This is a genomic window from Acidovorax sp. GW821-FHT10A04 (assembly GCF_059415825.1).
On the sequence record NZ_JBWKNZ010000007.1, the window covers coordinates 335,252 to 351,275 of the forward strand.

Sequence of the window (16,024 nt, forward strand, 5' to 3'; positions counted from 1 at the left end):
GCCTGCACGGCGGCCGCGCGCTTTTTTTACAGGATGCTACAAGCGCCCGAAAGGGTATTGCCGGAGGCTGGCCGCCTTGCTCAGGCCGGCACCGGCCCGGCACGCCGGTCTTCCACGACGAAGCGCGCCAGCGTGCTGGCGCCGCTGTCCTCGCGCAGCGGGTCGTCCAGCACGCGCAAGCTGGTGGTCCAGCGCCCAGGGGTGATGTCGGCCAGGCCATAGCCGCGCTGCTCGCAGCGGGCCAGCAGCACATGGGGGCTGTGGCGCACCACGGCGTCCACCTTGTCCTGCGTGCTGCCCGAGCGCGAGCTGATGGAGGTACCGCAGAACTCGCTGGCGATCACCGGGGCATCGGGCCGCGCCGCGTCGGCCAGCACACGGCAGACGTAATTCTGGTGGATGTCGCCACCCAGCAGCACGGTATTGCGCGGGGCATGCTGCGTGATGGATTGCAGCAGGCGGGTGCGTGCGGCCGGGTAGCCGTCCCAGCTGTCGGTAGAGACCACGCCCGAGGGGTAGTGGCGCGGCGAGAACAGGGTCTGCTGCGCGATCACGCTCCAGCGGGTGCGGCTGTCCCGGGCATCGCTGGCCAGGCCCGTGTCCAGCCACTGCTCCTGGGCCGTACCCAGAAAGCTGCGGGCGGGTTCGGCCAGTTCGGCACAGTCCCTGGGGCGCACGGCGCCGGCACCGCTGGCACTGGCGGTGCGGCAGGCCTGCAGGCTGCGGTACTGGCGGGCATCGAGCACATGCAACTGCGCCAGGCGGCCCCAGGGCAGGCGCCGGTACAGCTGCAGGGCCGTGTAGTCGCGCTGCACCAGGCTGGAGGGGCGCAGGGGCATGTTCTCGTAGAAGGCCTGCCAGGCGGCGCTGCGCTGGGCCAGGAAGGCGGCGGGATCGCCCTTGCCCGTGCGACCGGCGTAGTCGTTCTGTACCTCGTGGTCGTCCCAGGTCACCAGCCAGGGGCAGGCGGCGTGGGCGGCCTGCAGGGCCGGGTCGCTTCGGTGTAGCGCGTAGCGGTCGCGGTAGTCGGCCAGGGTGGTGGCCAGGCGCAGGCCGTGCACGCGGGCCAGGCCCGAGGTGTCCCTGGGGCTGGCGTACTCGTAGATGTAGTCGCCCAGGAAGAGCACCAGGTCCGGCGCATCCGCGCGCACATGGCGCCAGGCCGCATAGTGGCCATGCTCCCAGCGCTGGCACGAGGCAAAGGCCAGGCGCAGACGTTCGGGCAGGGCATCGGCGGCGGGCGCGGTGCGTGTGCGGCCGGTGGCGCTCACCGCGTCGCCATGCATGAAGCGGTAGTGGTACCAGCGGCCCGGCGCCAGGCCGGCCAGTTCGACGTGCACGCTGTGGCCCAGGCCCGGATGCGCCGTGGCCTGGCCGCGCTGCACGATGCGCTGAAAGCCGTCGTCGTCGGCCAGTTCCCAGCGCACGGTGAAAGCCTGGCTGGCGTGGCTGTCGTCGGGGATCAGCCGTGTCCAGAGCACCACGCCATCGGCACTGGGGTCGCCGCTGGCCACGCCCAGGGCGAAGGGGTTGGCCTGCTGGCGCTGCGGCTGGCCCCAGGCCCAGCGGGGCAGGGCGGTGGTGGCTGCGCCGTGGGCGGCCAGCAGCAGGAATGCGCGGCGCTGCTGGGGAGTCACCGGCGGGGGCTCATGCAGCCATCACGCGGTTCTTGCCCGAGCGCTTGGCCAGGTACATGCTCTGATCGGCGCGCTTGATCGCGTCGAAGCTGCTCTCGCTGTCGTGCAGCTGGGCCACGCCCGCGCTGAAGGTGATGAGGATCTTCTCGCTGCCCTGCAGGAAGAAGCGCGTGGTCAGCTCGCGCTGCAGGCGCGTCATGGCGGCCACGCCGGCGTCCACGGTGGTGTCGGGCAGCAGCAGCACGAACTCCTCGCCGCCGTAGCGGGCCAGCAGGTCCTGCGGGCGCATCACCTCGCGCGTGACCTGCGCCAGGTGCACCAGGGCGGCATCGCCCACGCTGTGGCCCAGGCGGTCGTTGATAAGCTTGAAGTTGTCGATGTCCAGCAGCGCAAAGCACAGCGGTGCACCCAGGCGCCGGGCGCGGGCGATCTCGCGCTCCATGGCCTCGTCCAGGCCCTTGCGGTTGAGGCTGCCGGTCAGCGGGTCATGCCGCGCCTGGGCGCTGGCACGATCGAGTTCCTGCTGCAGCTTGGCGACTTCGGCGCGCTTGACCTCGGTGCGTTCGCGCAGGTCCAGCAGCTCGGTGTGGGTGAGCTTGGTGTCGAGCGCCATGCTGCGCGTGGCGGTCATCACCTCCTCGAGCACGGGTGCGATCTCCTGCAGGCTGCTGGCCTTGCCGATGAGGTCGGCGCAGCGCTCCATGGTGCCCTGGTAGGTGGTGCTGGAGGCCGTGATCTGCGCCAGGCGCTCGATAAAGGTGGCCAGCAGGTCCTTCATCTGCTCCTGGGCTTCCATGGAGCGCGCCTTGGCCTCGGTCTGCTTGAAGATCACGTCCTTGAGGCGCAGCTGCACGTCGTCGAGCCGGCGCAGCGTGAGCGGCGGGGTGGAGGCGGTCATCAGCGCCTCGGCCTGGCCCTGCAGCCAGCGGTCGTCGGCGCTGAGCACGGCGATGTTCTCGAACACCATGTGCAGCAGTTCCAGCAGCCCGGCGCGGATGGCCGCCTGGTCTTCCGTGGCGAACGACAGCCGGTAGGTGAAGTTGCCCAGCATCAGCATCAGCGTGGGGATGAGGGGGGCGGGCTCGCGCAGGAAGGTGGTGAGCTGGGCGGCCATCTCATGCACGCGCGCATCGTCCTCGCCCAGCGCGGGCAGGGTGTTGTCGATCAGGCGGGCGAGCAGCTCGGCCAGGTCCTCGGGCAGCGTGGCGGCAGGCGCCGCGGTGGGCAGCTCCACCGGCGAGGCGGCGGCAGGGCTCAGGCCCAGGTTGGCGTAGCCCACGAGCACGCTCTGCAGGCTGCTCCAGTCCTTGTTGGCGACGGCCTTCTCGAACTGGCCGAGCAGGCGCTTTTGCGCCGGGGTCTGGGCGGGGATCAGCCGCAGGATGCCGGCCAGCTGGGCCTCGGGAAACGGCGCGGCACTGCGCACACCAGCGATCTCATCGTAGATCGCCAGGTAGTTCTCGGGTGTCGGGGCCAGCCGGCGGGTCGATAGCTGCTTGAGCGTTTCGCGTGCGATTTCGTAGGGTTGACGGTCGGCCATGGGCGGGCACCAGTAACAGGGGCTGCGATGAACCGCGAGTTTGACACAGCGCCATGTTTCCCGTCGCGAGCGCCGCCCAGGGCGTCAGTTTTTGGTGTCAGTTGTTCATTGCGCTGTGTGCCACACACGACGCATGAAACTGGCACGACCAACGCCAGTGCCCCCGCGCAAGGGCCGCCCCGCCGCGCTGGGGGCGTCCCCCTCCCAGATTGCGAAGCAATATGAGAGAGGGGGAAGGCGCGAAGCGACTCAGGGGGGGCATTTCGCTTCAGTTGACCATGACCAGCTTGCCCATCACGCCGCGCGAGCCCATGTGGGCGTAGGCGGCAGGCAGCTCGGCCATGGGCATGGTGCGGTCGATCACGGGCTTGATCCTGCCCTTGGCATACCACTGCGCCAGCTCGCCCATCATCGCGGCATTGGCCTTGGGCTCGCGCTTGGCGAAGTCACCCCAGAACACGCCGACGATGGAAGCACCCTTGAGCAGTGCCAGGTTGAACGGCAGCGCGGGGATGGGGCCCGAGGCAAAGCCCACCACCAGGTAGCGTCCGCGCCAGGCGATGGAGCGGAAGGCCGGCTCGGCGAAATCGCCGCCCACGGGGTCATAGATCACGTCCGGGCCCTTGCCGTCGGTCAGGGCCTTGATGGCCTCGCGCAGGTTGTCCTTGCTGTAGTTGATGGTGGCGTCGGCCCCGATGGAGGTGCACAGCGCGCATTTCTCGTCGCTGGAGGCGGCTGCGATCACGCGCGCGCCCATGGCCTTGGCGATCTGGATGGCCGACGTGCCCACGCCGCCTGCGGCGCCCAGCACCAGCACCGTCTCGCCGGCCTTGAGCTGCGCCCGGTCCACCAGCGCATGGTAGGAGGTGGCGTAGATCATGATGAAGGCCGCCGCATCCACGTGCGAGAAGCCCGGCGGCAGCGGCATGCACAGGGCGGCCGGTGCGATGGTGTGGGTGCCGAAGCCACCGGTGCCCGACAGGCAGGCCACGTTCTGGCCCACCTGCAGGTGGGTGACGCCTTCGCCCACGGCCTGCACCACACCCGCGTACTCCGAGCCGGGCACGAAGGGCAGCGGCGGCTTCATCTGGTACTTGTTCTGCACGATCAGCAGGTCGGGGAAGTTCAGGCTGGCGGCCTTGATCTCGATCAGCACCTCCCCCGCCTTGGGCGTGGGCGTGGGCAGTTCGGTCCAGGCCAGGGCCTCGACGCCGGTGGGGTTGGTGCAGAGCCAAGCGTGCATGGGAAAAGTCTCCTGTCAGTGATGCGCCGGATGATAGGCGCGCCGTCGCGGCCCGTGATGTCCCCCGAGCGACCGGGGCCCGCCCGCTTCGGTCGCGTCCTACAATCCCAGGCAAACCCGATCCCAATCCATGAAGATCCTGATTTCCAACGACGACGGCTTCCAGGCCCCTGGCATTGTGGCGCTGCACGACGCGCTCAAGACACTGGCGGGTGTGGAGGTGGAAGTGGTCGCGCCCGAGCACAACAACAGTGCCAAATCGAACGCGCTGACCCTGCATTCGCCCCTGTCCGTGCACAAGGCGGCCAATGGTTTTCGCTATGTGAACGGCACGCCGGCCGACTGCGTGCACATCGCGCTCACCGGGCTGCTGGGCTACCGCCCCGACCTGGTGGTCTCGGGCATCAACAACGGCGCCAACATGGGCGACGACACCATCTATTCGGGCACCGTGGGGGCGGCCATGGAGGGCTACCTCTTCGGCGTGCCGGCGATTGCGTTCTCCCAGGTGGACAAGGGCTGGGGCGAGATCGAGGCGGCCGCCGCCAAGGCGCGCGAGATCGTCGAGCAGATGCGGGCGCAGAGCCTGGTGACCGAGGTGCCCTGGCTGCTCAACGTGAACATCCCCAACATGCCGCTGGCGGCGCTCAAGCCCATCAAGCTGTGCCGGCTGGGGCGCCGGCATGCGGCCGAGCGCGTGATCGTGCAGGAGAGCCCGCGCGGCGAGGCGATGTACTGGATCGGCAATGCGGGCGCGGCCAAGGACGATGCCGAGGGCACGGATTTCCATGCCACGGCGCAGGGGCATGTGGCCATCACCCCCCTCAAGGTGGACCTCACGGACCACGACAACCTGGGCTACTGGGCGCAGACCGCCTCGAAGCTCGCGGCGGGCATGTGATGCAGCGACGTCCGGGCTTTCCCGCCAGGCTCCCGGGCAGCGGTACGCCAGCGCCGCGCCCGGCTGGATCGGGTGTGGGCGCAGGCGCCCCCAAGGGCGCCGGCGCCGGGCTGGGCCAGCGGGCTCCGGCCGCCACGGCCGTGGGCGTGGGGCTCGATTCGGCAGCGGTGCGCAACCGCATGGTGCAAAAACTCGCGGCCGGGGGCATCACCTCGCCCGCCGTGCTGCAGGCGCTGGCGACGGTGGAGCGCCACCGCTTCGTCGACAGTGGCCTGGTCAACCAGGCGTACGAAGACACCAGCCTGCCGATCGGCCTGGGGCAGACGATTTCCAAGCCCAGCGTGGTGGCGCGCATGTGCGAGCTGCTGCTGTCGGCCGAGAGCGCCCGGCCGGCCGGCCTGGGCCGGGTGCTGGAGATCGGTACCGGCTGCGGTTACCAGGCGGCCGTGCTGGGCCTGCTGGCGCGCGAGGTGTACACCATCGAGCGCCTGCGCGGCCTGCACGACAAGGCGCGCGACAACCTGCGCCCGTTTCGCCTGGCCAATGTGCACCTGATGCTGGGCGACGGCATGGTCGGTTACGCCAAGGGCGCGCCCTACGCGGCCATCATTGCCGCAGCCGGCGGCGATGCCGTGCCACAGGAATGGTGCGACCAGCTGGCGGTGGGCGGGAGGCTGGTGGCACCCATGGCGGTGGCCGGCGGCCAGCAGATGTTGCTCGTGATTGACAAGACCCCGCACGGGTTGAAACAAAGCGTGCTCGAGCCGGTTCATTTTGTCCCTCTAAAATCGGGGATTGCCTGAAGGGAAATGCTTATGTTGGTATCGCGTGGTCTTGTTGCAGGGTTTACCGTGGCGTTGCTGCTGGCTGGCTGTGGAACCCGAATGAACAAGGCCCCTGTGGAGGACCGGGGAACCTACGCCGGGGCCATGACCACGACCGGGTCGCCGCAGCCCGGTGGGGTGGCCGCGCCCATCAAACCCCTGCCTGGAGCGGAGAATGCCGGAAAGCCCGGTTACTACACCGTCAAGCCGGGGGATACGCTGATCCGCATCGGCCTGGAAAACGGCCAGGGCTGGAAGGACATCGCGCGCTGGAACAACCTGACGAACCCCGATCTGATCGAGGTGGGCCAGGTGTTGCGCGTCGTCGCGCCGGGCACGACCCCGCCGCCCGTGATCGCCGCCGATACCGGCGTGGTCACGCGCCCGGTGACCTCCACGACCATCACGCCATCGGCGCCGACGGCCACCCCGTTGCCGCCCGCCTCCACCGCCAGTGGCGCCAAGCCGACCACGCCGCCGCCGGCTGTGGTGGCGGCGCCCACGCCGGCACCGAGCGCCGGCGAGGACGACCTGAACTTCATCTGGCCTGCATCGGGCTCGCTGCTGGCCGGCTTTGACGAGGCCCGCAACAAGGGCTACGACATCTCCGGCAAGGCCGGCGATGCGGTGCTGGCAGCCGCGGATGGCCGCGTGGTCTATTCCGGTGCCGGCCTGCGGGGCTACGGCAACCTGGTGATCCTCAAGCACAACAACACCTTCCTCACGGCCTACGCGCACAACCAGACGCTGCTGGTCAAGGAAGACCAGTCCGTGCGCAAGGGCCAGAAGATCGCCGAGATGGGCAGCACCGACGCCGACCGCGTGAAGCTGCACTTCGAGATCCGCCGCAACGGCAAGCCGGTGGACCCCGCACGCTACCTGTCGGCGCGTTGAGCGCCGTGGTGGTGGCGCCCGCCCAAGTCCCCGAACCCGGCCAGCCTGGCAGCCCTGACGAGGAGTGGGCCGGCGAGGAGGCGGGAGGGGCCGACGAGGCCGAGGTGCGCCAGATGCAGGTGGGCACGGCCCAGCATGCGGCGCGCCTGGACAAGGCGCTGGCCGAGCTGGTGCCCGAGTTCTCGCGCAGCTACCTGCAGCAACTGCTGGGCCAGGGGCTGGTGCGGATCAACGGGCAGCCGGCCACCAAACCCTCGCTCAAGGTCAAGGCCGGCGATGCCCTGGCGCTGGAAATGCGCCCCACGCAGCAAAGCCAGGCCTTTCGGCCCGAGGCGTTGGACATCGACGTGGTCTACGAGGACGAGCACCTGCTGGTGGTCAACAAGCCCGCCGGGCTGGTGGTGCATCCGGCCCCCGGCAACTGGAGCGGTACCCTGCTCAACGGCCTGCTGGCGCGGGACGCCAAGGCGCTTATGGTGCCGCGTGCAGGCATCGTGCACCGGCTGGACAAGGACACCAGCGGCCTGATGGTGGTGGCGCGCGAGCGTTCCACCATGGACGCACTGGTGGCCATGATCGCCGCGCGCAGCGTGCACCGCCAGTACCTGGCGCTGGCCCACAAGCCCTGGGCGGGCCCGGCCCGGCGCACGGTGCAGGAGCCCATCGGCCGCGACCCGCGCAACCGCCTGCGCATGGCCGTGGTGGACCTGGCCAGCCATGCCGGCAAACCGGCGCGCACGGATTTCCGCCTGCTCGAAGGGGTGGGCGCGGGCTGCTGGGTGGAGTGCACGCTGCACACCGGCCGCACGCACCAGATCCGCGTGCACATGGCCTCCATCGGCCATCCGCTGGTGGCCGACGTGCTCTATGGTGGCGCCCCGGTGGGGGCCCTGCAGCGCCAGGCGCTGCATGCCTTTCGCCTGGCGTTCACCCATCCGGTCACCGGCCAGCCGCTGGAACTGCATGCGCCGCTGCCCCCGGACATGGGCGCTGCCCTGTCTTTCTGGGGCCTGCGTTACAATGGCGCATAGCGAAACGCAGTATCTGTGTTTCCAGGCCTGACCGGCCCTGGGGCGTGCACACCGCGCCCCGAACCCGAAGACGGAATCCCGCCGGGCCCCCAGCGTCGCGCCAGCGGCCGCGCAGTTTGCGCCCCTTGATGGATGAAATCCCTGCTGCTGGTGCGGCCCCTGTCACGACACGTGCCGCCTTTTTTCCCGGAATCGCTGAACCATGAACACGGTGGATGCCAAACGGGTCCTTGAGACTGCCCTGATTTGCGCGCAGCAGCCGGTGGCGCTGCGCGAGATGCGGGTGCTGTTCAATGACGCCCTGGGTACGGACACGCTCAAGCTGCTGCTGCTCGACCTGCAGCGCGACTGGGCCCACAGGGGGGTGGAGCTGGTGCAGGTGGCCACGGGCTGGCGCCTGCAGAGCCGCCCTGAAATGCGCGAGTACCTGGATCGGCTGCACCCCGAGAAGCCGCCCAAGTACACGCGCGCCACGCTGGAGACGCTGGCCATCATTGCCTACCGGCAGCCGGTGACGCGCGGGGACATCGAGGACATCCGCGGGGTGACGGTCAACAGCCTGATCATCAAGCAGCTCGAGGACCGCGGCTGGGTCGAGGTGATCGGCCACCGCGAGACGGTGGGCCGGCCTTCGCTGTTCGCCACCACGCGCCAGTTCCTCGATGACCTGGGCCTGGCCTCGCTGGACCAGTTGCCCATGCTGGAGGACGCCTCGGGCCACGCCAACGTGCTGGAGGCCATGGCTGCCGCAGCGCAGGGTGTGATCGAGGAGCCGGTGGAGGAGGGGGGCGCAGCGGAAGCTGCGCAGCAGCCCGAGGGCGATGCCCCGGAGCCGCCGATCGGCGAGCTGGCCGATGGCGGCGCCACCACGGCCGGGCCTGTCCAGCAGACCCTCGCTGGCCTGGAGGGTGGGGCTGTGCCGGAGGAGGACGCCGATGCCAACGGTTACCACGACGATGACGACGATGACGATGGGCTTGTGGCAGCCGCTGCTGCGTGGGCATTGGACGCCGCCGAGGTCCTGCTGCCGGACGATGTGCCGGGCGGGGCCGTGGAGGGCGGGGCTGCGCAGTCGGGCGGGTCGGTGCGGCTCGATGGCGACAGCCATCTGGTGGCCGGCGACGATGCGGCCCAGGCAGGTACCGCTTTGAGTGCGGACGATTTGAACAAGACGGAGCGGGGCGACGATGCTTCCCGCGACGATGATGAGGATGCCCCACAGGGCGTCCCGGGAAAGCTGACATGAACGACGATTCGACGACCCCCGACCCCGCCACCTCCGGTGCCGAGGCTTCCACACCGCCTGCCAAGCCACGCCGCGCACCGCGCAAGAAGGTGGTGGCCGACGATGCAGCCACTGCAATGGCGCCCGCCGAGGCTGCGGTGCAGCCGGCTGCAGAGGCCGAGCCTGCGGTGAAAAAGCCCCGCAAGCCACGCCAGCCTCGCGCAGAGGCCGAGGTGGCTGTGGTGGCCGAAGCGCCCCAGGCGCAGGAGCCCGCGCCGCAGCTCGTAGTGCAGGAGGTGCTGCCCCTGGTCGACATGCAGCCCGTGGCCGCCCAAGCGGCCCCAGCTGCTGCTGGCGACGCAGAGGATGCGACACCGCCGGTGCTGGTCGAGCGCGCGCCCGGCGCGCGCATCTATGGCGATGCCCCGCGCGCTGAACGTGGCGATGGCCAGGAGCGCCGGGACGGCCGCAAGGAGGGGCATGGCAAGGGCCAGGCCCACCCTGGCCCGAAGGGTCCCAAGGGCCCCAGGCCGCAGCAGGGCGTGCAGGGCTACCAGTTCGAGGACGTGGTCTCCGGCCAGTTCGATGCGGACGAGGAATCCGACGAGGCGGTGCCCCTCAAGCGCGTGCTGCTGCCCCAGGTGGAAACGCCCAAGCTGCACAAGGTGCTGGCGCAGGCCGGCCTGGGTTCTCGGCTGGAGATGGAGCAGCTCATTCTGGAGGGCCGCATCTCGGTCAACAGCGAGCCGGCCCACATCGGCCAGCGCATCCAGTATGGGGACCAGGTCAAGGTCAACGGCAAGCCCATCCGCTACCGCATCGACCCGCCGCCAGCGCGTGTCATCGCCTACCACAAGCCCGTGGGCGAGGTGGTCTCGCACGACGACCCGCAGAACCGCCCCACCGTGTTCCGCAAGCTGCCGCGCCTGCAGCAGGGCAAGTGGCAGTCCGTCGGTCGACTGGACCTGAACACCGAAGGCCTGCTGCTGTTCACCAGTTCGGGCGAGCTGGCCAACAAGCTCATGCACCCGCGCTTCGGCCTGGAGCGCGAGTACGCCGTGCGCGTGCTCGGCGCCCTGAGCAACGAGGAAAAAGCCAAGCTGATCGAGGGAGTGCGCCTGGACGATGGCATGGCCGCCTTCGGCTCCATCGAGGATGGCGGCGGCGAGGGTGCCAACTGCTGGTACCGCGTGACCATTTCCGAAGGCCGCAACCGCGAGGTGCGGCGCATGCTGGAGTCGGTGGGCCATGCGGTCAGCCGGCTCATCCGCATCCGCTACGGCGCCATGGTGCTGCCGCGCGGCCTCAAGCGCGGCGCCTTCCTGGAGCTGGACGAAAGCGACATCCGGGCCCTGGTGAAGGCCGCCGGTGCCGGGCGTGACCCGGTCGAAGACCGTGGCGATGCCGCGCCGGGCGAAAGCGCCCCGGCAGGCAACAAGCGCGGCAACAACATGCGCCGCGGCGGCCCGCGCGGCGATGGCAGCCGCCGTGACCAACCGCCGGGCGCGGGTGGTGGCAACGGCCCGCGCGGCCAGAAGCCCCGCCGCGATGGCGGTGGTGGGCAGGGCGGCCGGGGTGGCAATGGCGGTGGAGGCAACAACAATGCCGACCGCGCGCGCGGCGGCTCGGCCCAGCCCGATCCGATGAAGACCTCGGTCGGCTACATCGGCACCGACAGCCTGTCGCGCCATCGCCAGGCGCAACGCGCGCCCGGTGGCGGCGGCGGTGGTGGTCCCCGCCGCGGCCGTGGCCGTTGATTCACAGGGGTTTCCCCGTGCAAGGTTAGAATCGAGGGTTTTGTCCACTGGGCAAAAGAATCCGCACCGTTTATATCAATCCAATCAGGAAAATCACCATGGCAATCGAACGCACTCTCTCCATCATCAAGCCTGACGCAGTCGCCAAGAACGTGATCGGCCAGATCTACGCCCGTTTCGAAGCCGCCGGCCTGAAGGTCGTGGCTGCCCGCATGGTGCACCTGTCGCGCCTGGAAGCCGAGCAGTTCTACGGCGTGCACAAGGCACGCCCCTTCTTCAAGGACCTGGTGGACTTCATGATCTCCGGCCCCGTGATGATCCAGGCCCTGGAAGGCGAAAACGCCATCCTGAAGAACCGCGAACTGATGGGCGCCACCGACCCCAAGAAGGCAGAAGCCGGCACCATCCGCGCTGACTTCGCCGACAGCATCGATGCCAACGCCGTGCACGGTTCGGACGCTGCCGAAACGGCTGCCGTGGAAATCGCTTTCTTCTTCCCCGGCCTGAACATTTACACCCGCTGAGATGGTGGTCCCCATGCTTGAGCCCACCCCGGTGGGGCGGCCGCACCATGGGGACGACTGCGAGCGGTTACCCGAAGGGATGCCGCTATGACGACCACGACTGAAACGACCGCTGCGGTCGCCGTGCCTGCCGCCAAGGCAGTGGCGAGCCCGGCGACAGGCACCAACCTGCTCGAATTCGACCTCGACGGGCTGGCCGCCTTTTGCGAGAAGCTCGGTGAGAAGCGCTTTCGCGCGACCCAGCTGTTCCGCTGGATCCACCAGCGCGGCGCGCACGATTTCGATGCCATGAGCGACCTGGCCAAGGCGCTGCGCGACAAGCTCAGGGGCTGTGCGCATGTGCAGGCGTTGCCGGTCATCACCGAGCATGTCTCGGCCGACGGCACCGTCAAGTGGCTGTTCGATGTGGGCGGTGGCAATGCCGTCGAGGCGGTCTTCATTCCTGAGGACGATCGCGGCACGCTGTGCATTTCTTCCCAGGCCGGCTGCGCCGTGGGATGCCGTTTCTGCTCCACCGGCCACCAGGGCTTCAGCCGCAACCTCACCACAGGTGAAATCGTGGCGCAGCTGTGGTTTGCCGAGCATGCGCTGCGCAAGCGCCTGGGCAAGGACGAGCGCGTCATCTCCAACGTGGTGATGATGGGCATGGGCGAGCCCCTGCAGAATTATTCGGCCCTGGTGCCGGCCCTGCGCGTGATGCTGGACGACCATGCCTATGGGCTGTCGCGCCGCCGCGTGACGGTGTCGACCTCCGGCGTGGTGCCCATGATCGACCGGCTGGCCCAGGACTGCCCCGTGGCCCTGGCCGTTTCGTTGCATGCGCCCAACGATCCGCTGCGCGACAACCTGGTTCCCCTGAACCGCAAGTACCCGATCGAAGAGCTGCTGGCTGCGTGCAACCGCTACCTGGAACATGCGCCGCGCGACTTCATCACCTTCGAATACTGCATGCTGGACGGGGTCAACGACCAGATCGAGCATGCGCGGCAACTGATCGAGCTCGTGAAGCCCGCACGCGGCGCGGGCGTGCGCTGCAAGTTCAACCTGATCCCGTTCAACCCGTTTCCTGCGTCGGGCCTTTTGCGTTCTTCACACGCGCAGGTGCAGGCCTTTGGCAAACTGCTGAGCGACGCGGGCATCGTGACCACGGTGCGCAAGACGCGCGGTGACGATATCGATGCCGCCTGTGGTCAATTGGCCGGTGACGTGAAAGATCGCACAAAAGCCGCGGAACGCATGGCCAGACAGCGCACAATCGCGCTCAAACCGGTGACCTGACACAACAAACACTTGAAGGAGGCTCTACATGGTGGGATTGGTTGAACGCTGGCAGCGCATGGGCCGCTCTGCGCTCCTGGCCTGTGGGGTGGTGGCATGCGTGGCAGGGTTTTCGGGCTGCACGAGCACCAGCAGTGGCGGCACATCGGCCGCCCAGGGTGGTGGTGCTGTGTTCACCCCCTCCGACGAGCCCGAGGCGCGCCGCCGCGCGCGCATCCGCCTGGAGCTGGCGACCAATTACTTCGAGAACGGGCAGACCACCGTGGCGCTGGACGAAGTCAAGCAGGCCCTGGTCGCCGATCCTACCTATGCCGATGCCTTCAGCCTGCGCGGCCTGATCTACCTGCGGCTCAACGAGTTCGGCCAGGCCGAAGAGAGCTTTCGCCGCGCACTCGGCCTGCGCGGCAACGACCCCAACCTGCTGCACAACCTGGGCTGGCTGCACTGCCAGCAGCGCAAGTACGCCGAGGCCGACCAGAGCTTCGTGACGGCGCTGGCCAACCCGGCCTACACCGCGCGCGGCAAGACGCTGATGGCGCGCGGCCTGTGCCAGGTGGAAGCCGGCCAGGTGGCCGAGGCTGAGCAGTCGCTGCTCAAGGCCTACGAGCTCGATGCCTCCAACCCGGTGGTGGGCTACCACCTGTCCAATCTTCTGATGCGCCGCAATGAGCTCACGCGGGCGCAGTTCTATATCCGCCGCCTGAACAACAGCGATTTCGCCAACGCCGAAACGCTGTGGCTGGGCATCAAGGTCGAGCACGGCCTGGGCGACACGGTCGCGCTGCGCCAACTGGGTGATCAATTGCGCAGGCGCTTCCCGGATGCGCGTGAGACGGGTGCCTATCAGCGTGGGGCTTTCAATGAGTGATTCGGTGGCAGGGGTTGCGGTGCATGAAGAGGCACCTGGTGGAACGGGGGGGCGCACGGCCGGGACATTGCTGCGCGAGGCGCGCATGGAGGCCGGCCTGCACATCGCGGCGCTGGCCGTGGCCCTGAAGGTACCGGTCGCCAAGCTGGAGGCCCTGGAGGCCGACAATTTCGCGGTGCTGCCCGACACGGTGTTCGTGCGCGCCCTGGCCTCGAGCGTGTGCCGTACCCTGAAGATCGACGCGGCGCCCATCCTGGCGCTGCTGCCGCAGAGCAAGAGCCCGCGCCTGGTGGCGGGCAATGCCGGGATCAACGCGCCGGTCAAGGGCAGCAGTTCCAGTGCGGGCAATGGCTCCTTCGCGCCGGCATCGTCGGGCGGCAAGAAGTCCTGGGCCATCACCGTGGTGGTGCTGGCCTTGCTGGCGGGGGCCTTGGCCATCATGTTTGTTCCTGCCGATCGCAATCCGTTCGGCAGCAGCGCGGGCGACGAGGCGCCGGTGTCTCCACCCGTCGCCGCGCAGGAGCCCCAGCCCCCGGTGGCTGCGGCCTCTGCTTCCACCTCCACCTCCAGTGTGGCGGTGTCTCCCGCACCTGTCTCGGCGGCGCTGCCTGCGCCTGCGGCAGCTCCTCCGGTTGCGGTGGCGGCCAGTGCGGCCGCCCCGGCCGCCGCTGCCGCTGCTGCGGCATCGACACCCGAAGCGGCTGCGGCCGTCTCGGCCTCCAGCGTGCTGACCCTGAGCGCGCGTGGTGCCTCGTGGGTGCAGGTGCGCGATGCCAGCGGAACCATTGCCCTGCAGAAGAATCTGGCGGTGGGTGAGTCGGTGGCCGTCTCCGGAACCCTCCCCTTGTCTGTGGTGATCGGCCGGGCCGATGTGACCGATGTGTTTGTGCGTGGCAAGCCATTCGCGCTGACCACCGTTTCGCGCGAGAATGTTGCGCGTTTTGAGGTGAAATAAGTGGACAAGTCCCTGACCGATCTGGCCCCGGTTGCCATTGCCCAGCCAGCGCCCCGGCGTTCCCGCCAGGCCCGTGTGGTCTGGGGTTCGCGCGTGGTCACGGTCGGGGGCGATGCGCCGGTGCGCGTGCAGTCCATGACCAATACCGATACGGTGGATGCCATCGGCACCGCCATCCAGGTCAAGGAGCTGGCGCAGGCCGGCTCCGAGTTCGTGCGCATCACCGTCAACACGCCCGAGGCGGCGCAGGCGGTGCCCTACATCCGCGAGCAGCTCGACCGCATGGGCGAGACCGTGCCGCTGGTGGGGGATTTCCACTTCAACGGCCACCGGCTGCTGACCGACTATCCGGATTGCGCGCAGGCGCTGTCCAAGTACCGCATCAACCCCGGCAACGTGGGCAAGGGCGACAAGCGCGACCGCCAGTTCGGCCAGATGATCGAGGCTGCCATCCGCTGGGACAAGGCCGTGCGCATCGGCGTCAACTGGGGCAGCCTGGACCAGGAGCTGCTGGCCCAGCTGATGGACACCAACAGCCGCCGCGCCCAGCCCTGGGAAGCGCGCCAGGTGATGTACGAGGCACTGATCACCTCGGCCATCGAATCGGCGCGCCGCGCGGAAGAAATGGGCCTGAACGGCGATCAGATCATCCTGTCGTGCAAGGTCAGCGGCGTGCAGGACCTGATCTCTGTGTACCGGGCCCTGGCGCAGCGCTGCGACTATGCGCTGCACCTGGGCCTGACCGAGGCCGGCATGGGCACCAAGGGCACGGTGGCCTCGGCCACGGCGCTGTCCATCCTGCTGCAGGAGGGCATTGGCGACACCATCCGCGTGTCCCTGACCCCGCAGCCGGGCGAGGCCCGCACCCAGGAAGTGGTGGTGGCCTCCGAGATCCTGCAGTCGCTGGGCCTGCGCGTGTTCGTGCCCAGCGTGACGGCCTGCCCCGGTTGCGGCCGCACGACCAGCACCACCTTCCAGGAGCTGGCCAAGCAGATCGACGACTACCTGCGCGCGCAGATGCCCGTCTGGCGCGTCAAGTACCCGGGCGTGGAAAAGCTCAAGGTCGCGGTCATGGGCTGTATCGTCAACGGCCCGGGCGAGAGCAAGCATGCCGACATCGGCATCAGCCTGCCCGGCACCGGCGAGGCGCCTGCCGCCCCCGTGTTCATCGACGGCGAGAAAGCCCTCACCCTGCGTGGCGAGAACATCGCCACCGAGTTCCACCAACTGGTGGAGAACTACATCGAAAAGCGCTTTGGCGGCTCCCATCCGGTGGCCGCTGCGGCGGTGGGTGCCCCCGACGGCGCACTTGCCTAGCCGGGCGGCCGACGCCCCTGCGACAATCGC

Annotated in this window: 14 protein-coding genes; 11 read left to right on the forward strand and 3 right to left on the reverse strand. The window is 69.0% G+C overall.

Translation table 11 applies throughout. From position 1 onward, the window contains the following. Window positions 1–80 precede the first annotated feature (80 nt). The 3 genes from AC07PF_RS17320 to AC07PF_RS17330 form a co-directional block, all read right to left on the reverse strand. On the reverse strand, window positions 81–1,637 hold the full coding sequence (locus AC07PF_RS17320; protein WP_494612687.1) for an alkaline phosphatase D family protein: 1,557 nt from the start codon (window positions 1,635–1,637) through the stop codon (window positions 81–83). Window positions 1,638–1,647: 10 nt separating this feature from the next. After that, on the reverse strand, window positions 1,648–3,177 hold the full coding sequence (locus tag AC07PF_RS17325) for a GGDEF domain-containing protein (protein WP_494610258.1): 1,530 nt from the start codon (window positions 3,175–3,177) through the stop codon (window positions 1,648–1,650). Between the two features lie 268 nt (window positions 3,178–3,445). Further along, window positions 3,446–4,420, reverse strand: a complete 975-nt coding sequence (locus tag AC07PF_RS17330) for an NADPH:quinone oxidoreductase family protein (protein ID WP_145699281.1) — start codon at window positions 4,418–4,420, stop codon at window positions 3,446–3,448. A 130-nt stretch (window positions 4,421–4,550) separates the two neighbouring features. Here AC07PF_RS17330 and surE point away from each other — a divergent pair, with 130 nt between their 5' ends. The 11 genes from surE to ispG all read left to right on the forward strand — a co-directional run bounded on the left by surE (window position 4,551) and on the right by ispG (window position 15,994). Then, complete coding sequence (gene surE / locus AC07PF_RS17335; protein WP_007860230.1) at window positions 4,551–5,321, forward strand: 5'/3'-nucleotidase SurE; 771 nt, start codon at window positions 4,551–4,553, stop codon at window positions 5,319–5,321. Further along, window positions 5,321–6,124: a protein-L-isoaspartate(D-aspartate) O-methyltransferase gene (locus AC07PF_RS17340; RefSeq protein ID WP_108016339.1), complete on the forward strand. Its 804-nt coding sequence runs from the start codon at window positions 5,321–5,323 to the stop codon at window positions 6,122–6,124. Before surE ends, AC07PF_RS17340 begins: the two co-directional genes overlap by 1 nt. 12 nt (window positions 6,125–6,136) lie before the next feature. Then, complete coding sequence (locus tag AC07PF_RS17345; protein ID WP_035202041.1) at window positions 6,137–7,039, forward strand: peptidoglycan DD-metalloendopeptidase family protein; 903 nt, start codon at window positions 6,137–6,139, stop codon at window positions 7,037–7,039. After that, window positions 7,036–8,070 (forward strand): RluA family pseudouridine synthase, encoded by a 1,035-nt coding sequence (locus AC07PF_RS17350; RefSeq protein WP_494612688.1) that lies wholly within the window; start codon window positions 7,036–7,038, stop codon window positions 8,068–8,070. The genes AC07PF_RS17345 and AC07PF_RS17350 overlap by 4 nt, the downstream gene beginning before the upstream one ends. Window positions 8,071–8,272: 202 nt before the next feature. Next, window positions 8,273–9,316: an SMC-Scp complex subunit ScpB gene (scpB, locus tag AC07PF_RS17355; protein WP_494612689.1), complete on the forward strand. Its 1,044-nt coding sequence runs from the start codon at window positions 8,273–8,275 to the stop codon at window positions 9,314–9,316. Next, entirely contained in the window at window positions 9,313–11,052 is a 1,740-nt protein-coding gene (locus AC07PF_RS17360) for a pseudouridine synthase (RefSeq protein WP_494612690.1), read from the forward strand. The genes scpB and AC07PF_RS17360 overlap by 4 nt, the downstream gene beginning before the upstream one ends. 98 nt (window positions 11,053–11,150) lie before the next feature. Further along, the gene (gene ndk / locus AC07PF_RS17365) at window positions 11,151–11,576 is read left to right on the forward strand and encodes a nucleoside-diphosphate kinase (protein WP_007848912.1); all 426 of its coding nucleotides are present in this window, start codon (window positions 11,151–11,153) and stop codon (window positions 11,574–11,576) included. 87 nt (window positions 11,577–11,663) lie between these two features. After that, window positions 11,664–12,854 carry a dual-specificity RNA methyltransferase RlmN gene (gene rlmN, locus AC07PF_RS17370; RefSeq protein WP_494612691.1) on the forward strand — a complete coding sequence of 397 codons (1,191 nt, stop codon included), beginning with the start codon at window positions 11,664–11,666 and terminating at the stop codon, window positions 12,852–12,854. Window positions 12,855–12,882: 28 nt separating this feature from the next. Further along, the gene (pilW, locus tag AC07PF_RS17375; RefSeq protein WP_007848910.1) at window positions 12,883–13,722 is read left to right on the forward strand and encodes a type IV pilus biogenesis/stability protein PilW; all 840 of its coding nucleotides are present in this window, start codon (window positions 12,883–12,885) and stop codon (window positions 13,720–13,722) included. Continuing rightward, window positions 13,715–14,677, forward strand: a complete 963-nt coding sequence (locus tag AC07PF_RS17380) for a helix-turn-helix domain-containing protein (protein WP_494612692.1) — start codon at window positions 13,715–13,717, stop codon at window positions 14,675–14,677. Before pilW ends, AC07PF_RS17380 begins: the two co-directional genes overlap by 8 nt. Continuing rightward, window positions 14,678–15,994: a flavodoxin-dependent (E)-4-hydroxy-3-methylbut-2-enyl-diphosphate synthase gene (ispG, locus tag AC07PF_RS17385; RefSeq protein WP_007848894.1), complete on the forward strand. Its 1,317-nt coding sequence runs from the start codon at window positions 14,678–14,680 to the stop codon at window positions 15,992–15,994. It abuts the gene before it with no gap. Window positions 15,995–16,024 lie beyond the last annotated feature (30 nt).

Coding starts and splice junctions, on each gene's coding strand:
- AC07PF_RS17325 (WP_494610258.1), bottom strand. CDS start 3,177: ATGGCCGACCGTCAACCCTACGAAATCGCACGCGAAACGCTCAAGCAG.
- AC07PF_RS17330 (WP_145699281.1), bottom strand. CDS start 4,420: ATGCACGCTTGGCTCTGCACCAACCCCACCGGCGTCGAGGCCCTGGCC.
- surE (WP_007860230.1), top strand. CDS start 4,551: ATGAAGATCCTGATTTCCAACGACGACGGCTTCCAGGCCCCTGGCATT.
- AC07PF_RS17340 (WP_108016339.1), top strand. CDS start 5,321: ATGCAGCGACGTCCGGGCTTTCCCGCCAGGCTCCCGGGCAGCGGTACG.
- AC07PF_RS17345 (WP_035202041.1), top strand. CDS start 6,137: ATGTTGGTATCGCGTGGTCTTGTTGCAGGGTTTACCGTGGCGTTGCTG.
- scpB (WP_494612689.1), top strand. CDS start 8,273: ATGAACACGGTGGATGCCAAACGGGTCCTTGAGACTGCCCTGATTTGC.
- AC07PF_RS17360 (WP_494612690.1), top strand. CDS start 9,313: ATGAACGACGATTCGACGACCCCCGACCCCGCCACCTCCGGTGCCGAG.
- ndk (WP_007848912.1), top strand. CDS start 11,151: ATGGCAATCGAACGCACTCTCTCCATCATCAAGCCTGACGCAGTCGCC.
- rlmN (WP_494612691.1), top strand. CDS start 11,664: ATGACGACCACGACTGAAACGACCGCTGCGGTCGCCGTGCCTGCCGCC.
- pilW (WP_007848910.1), top strand. CDS start 12,883: ATGGTGGGATTGGTTGAACGCTGGCAGCGCATGGGCCGCTCTGCGCTC.
- AC07PF_RS17380 (WP_494612692.1), top strand. CDS start 13,715: ATGAGTGATTCGGTGGCAGGGGTTGCGGTGCATGAAGAGGCACCTGGT.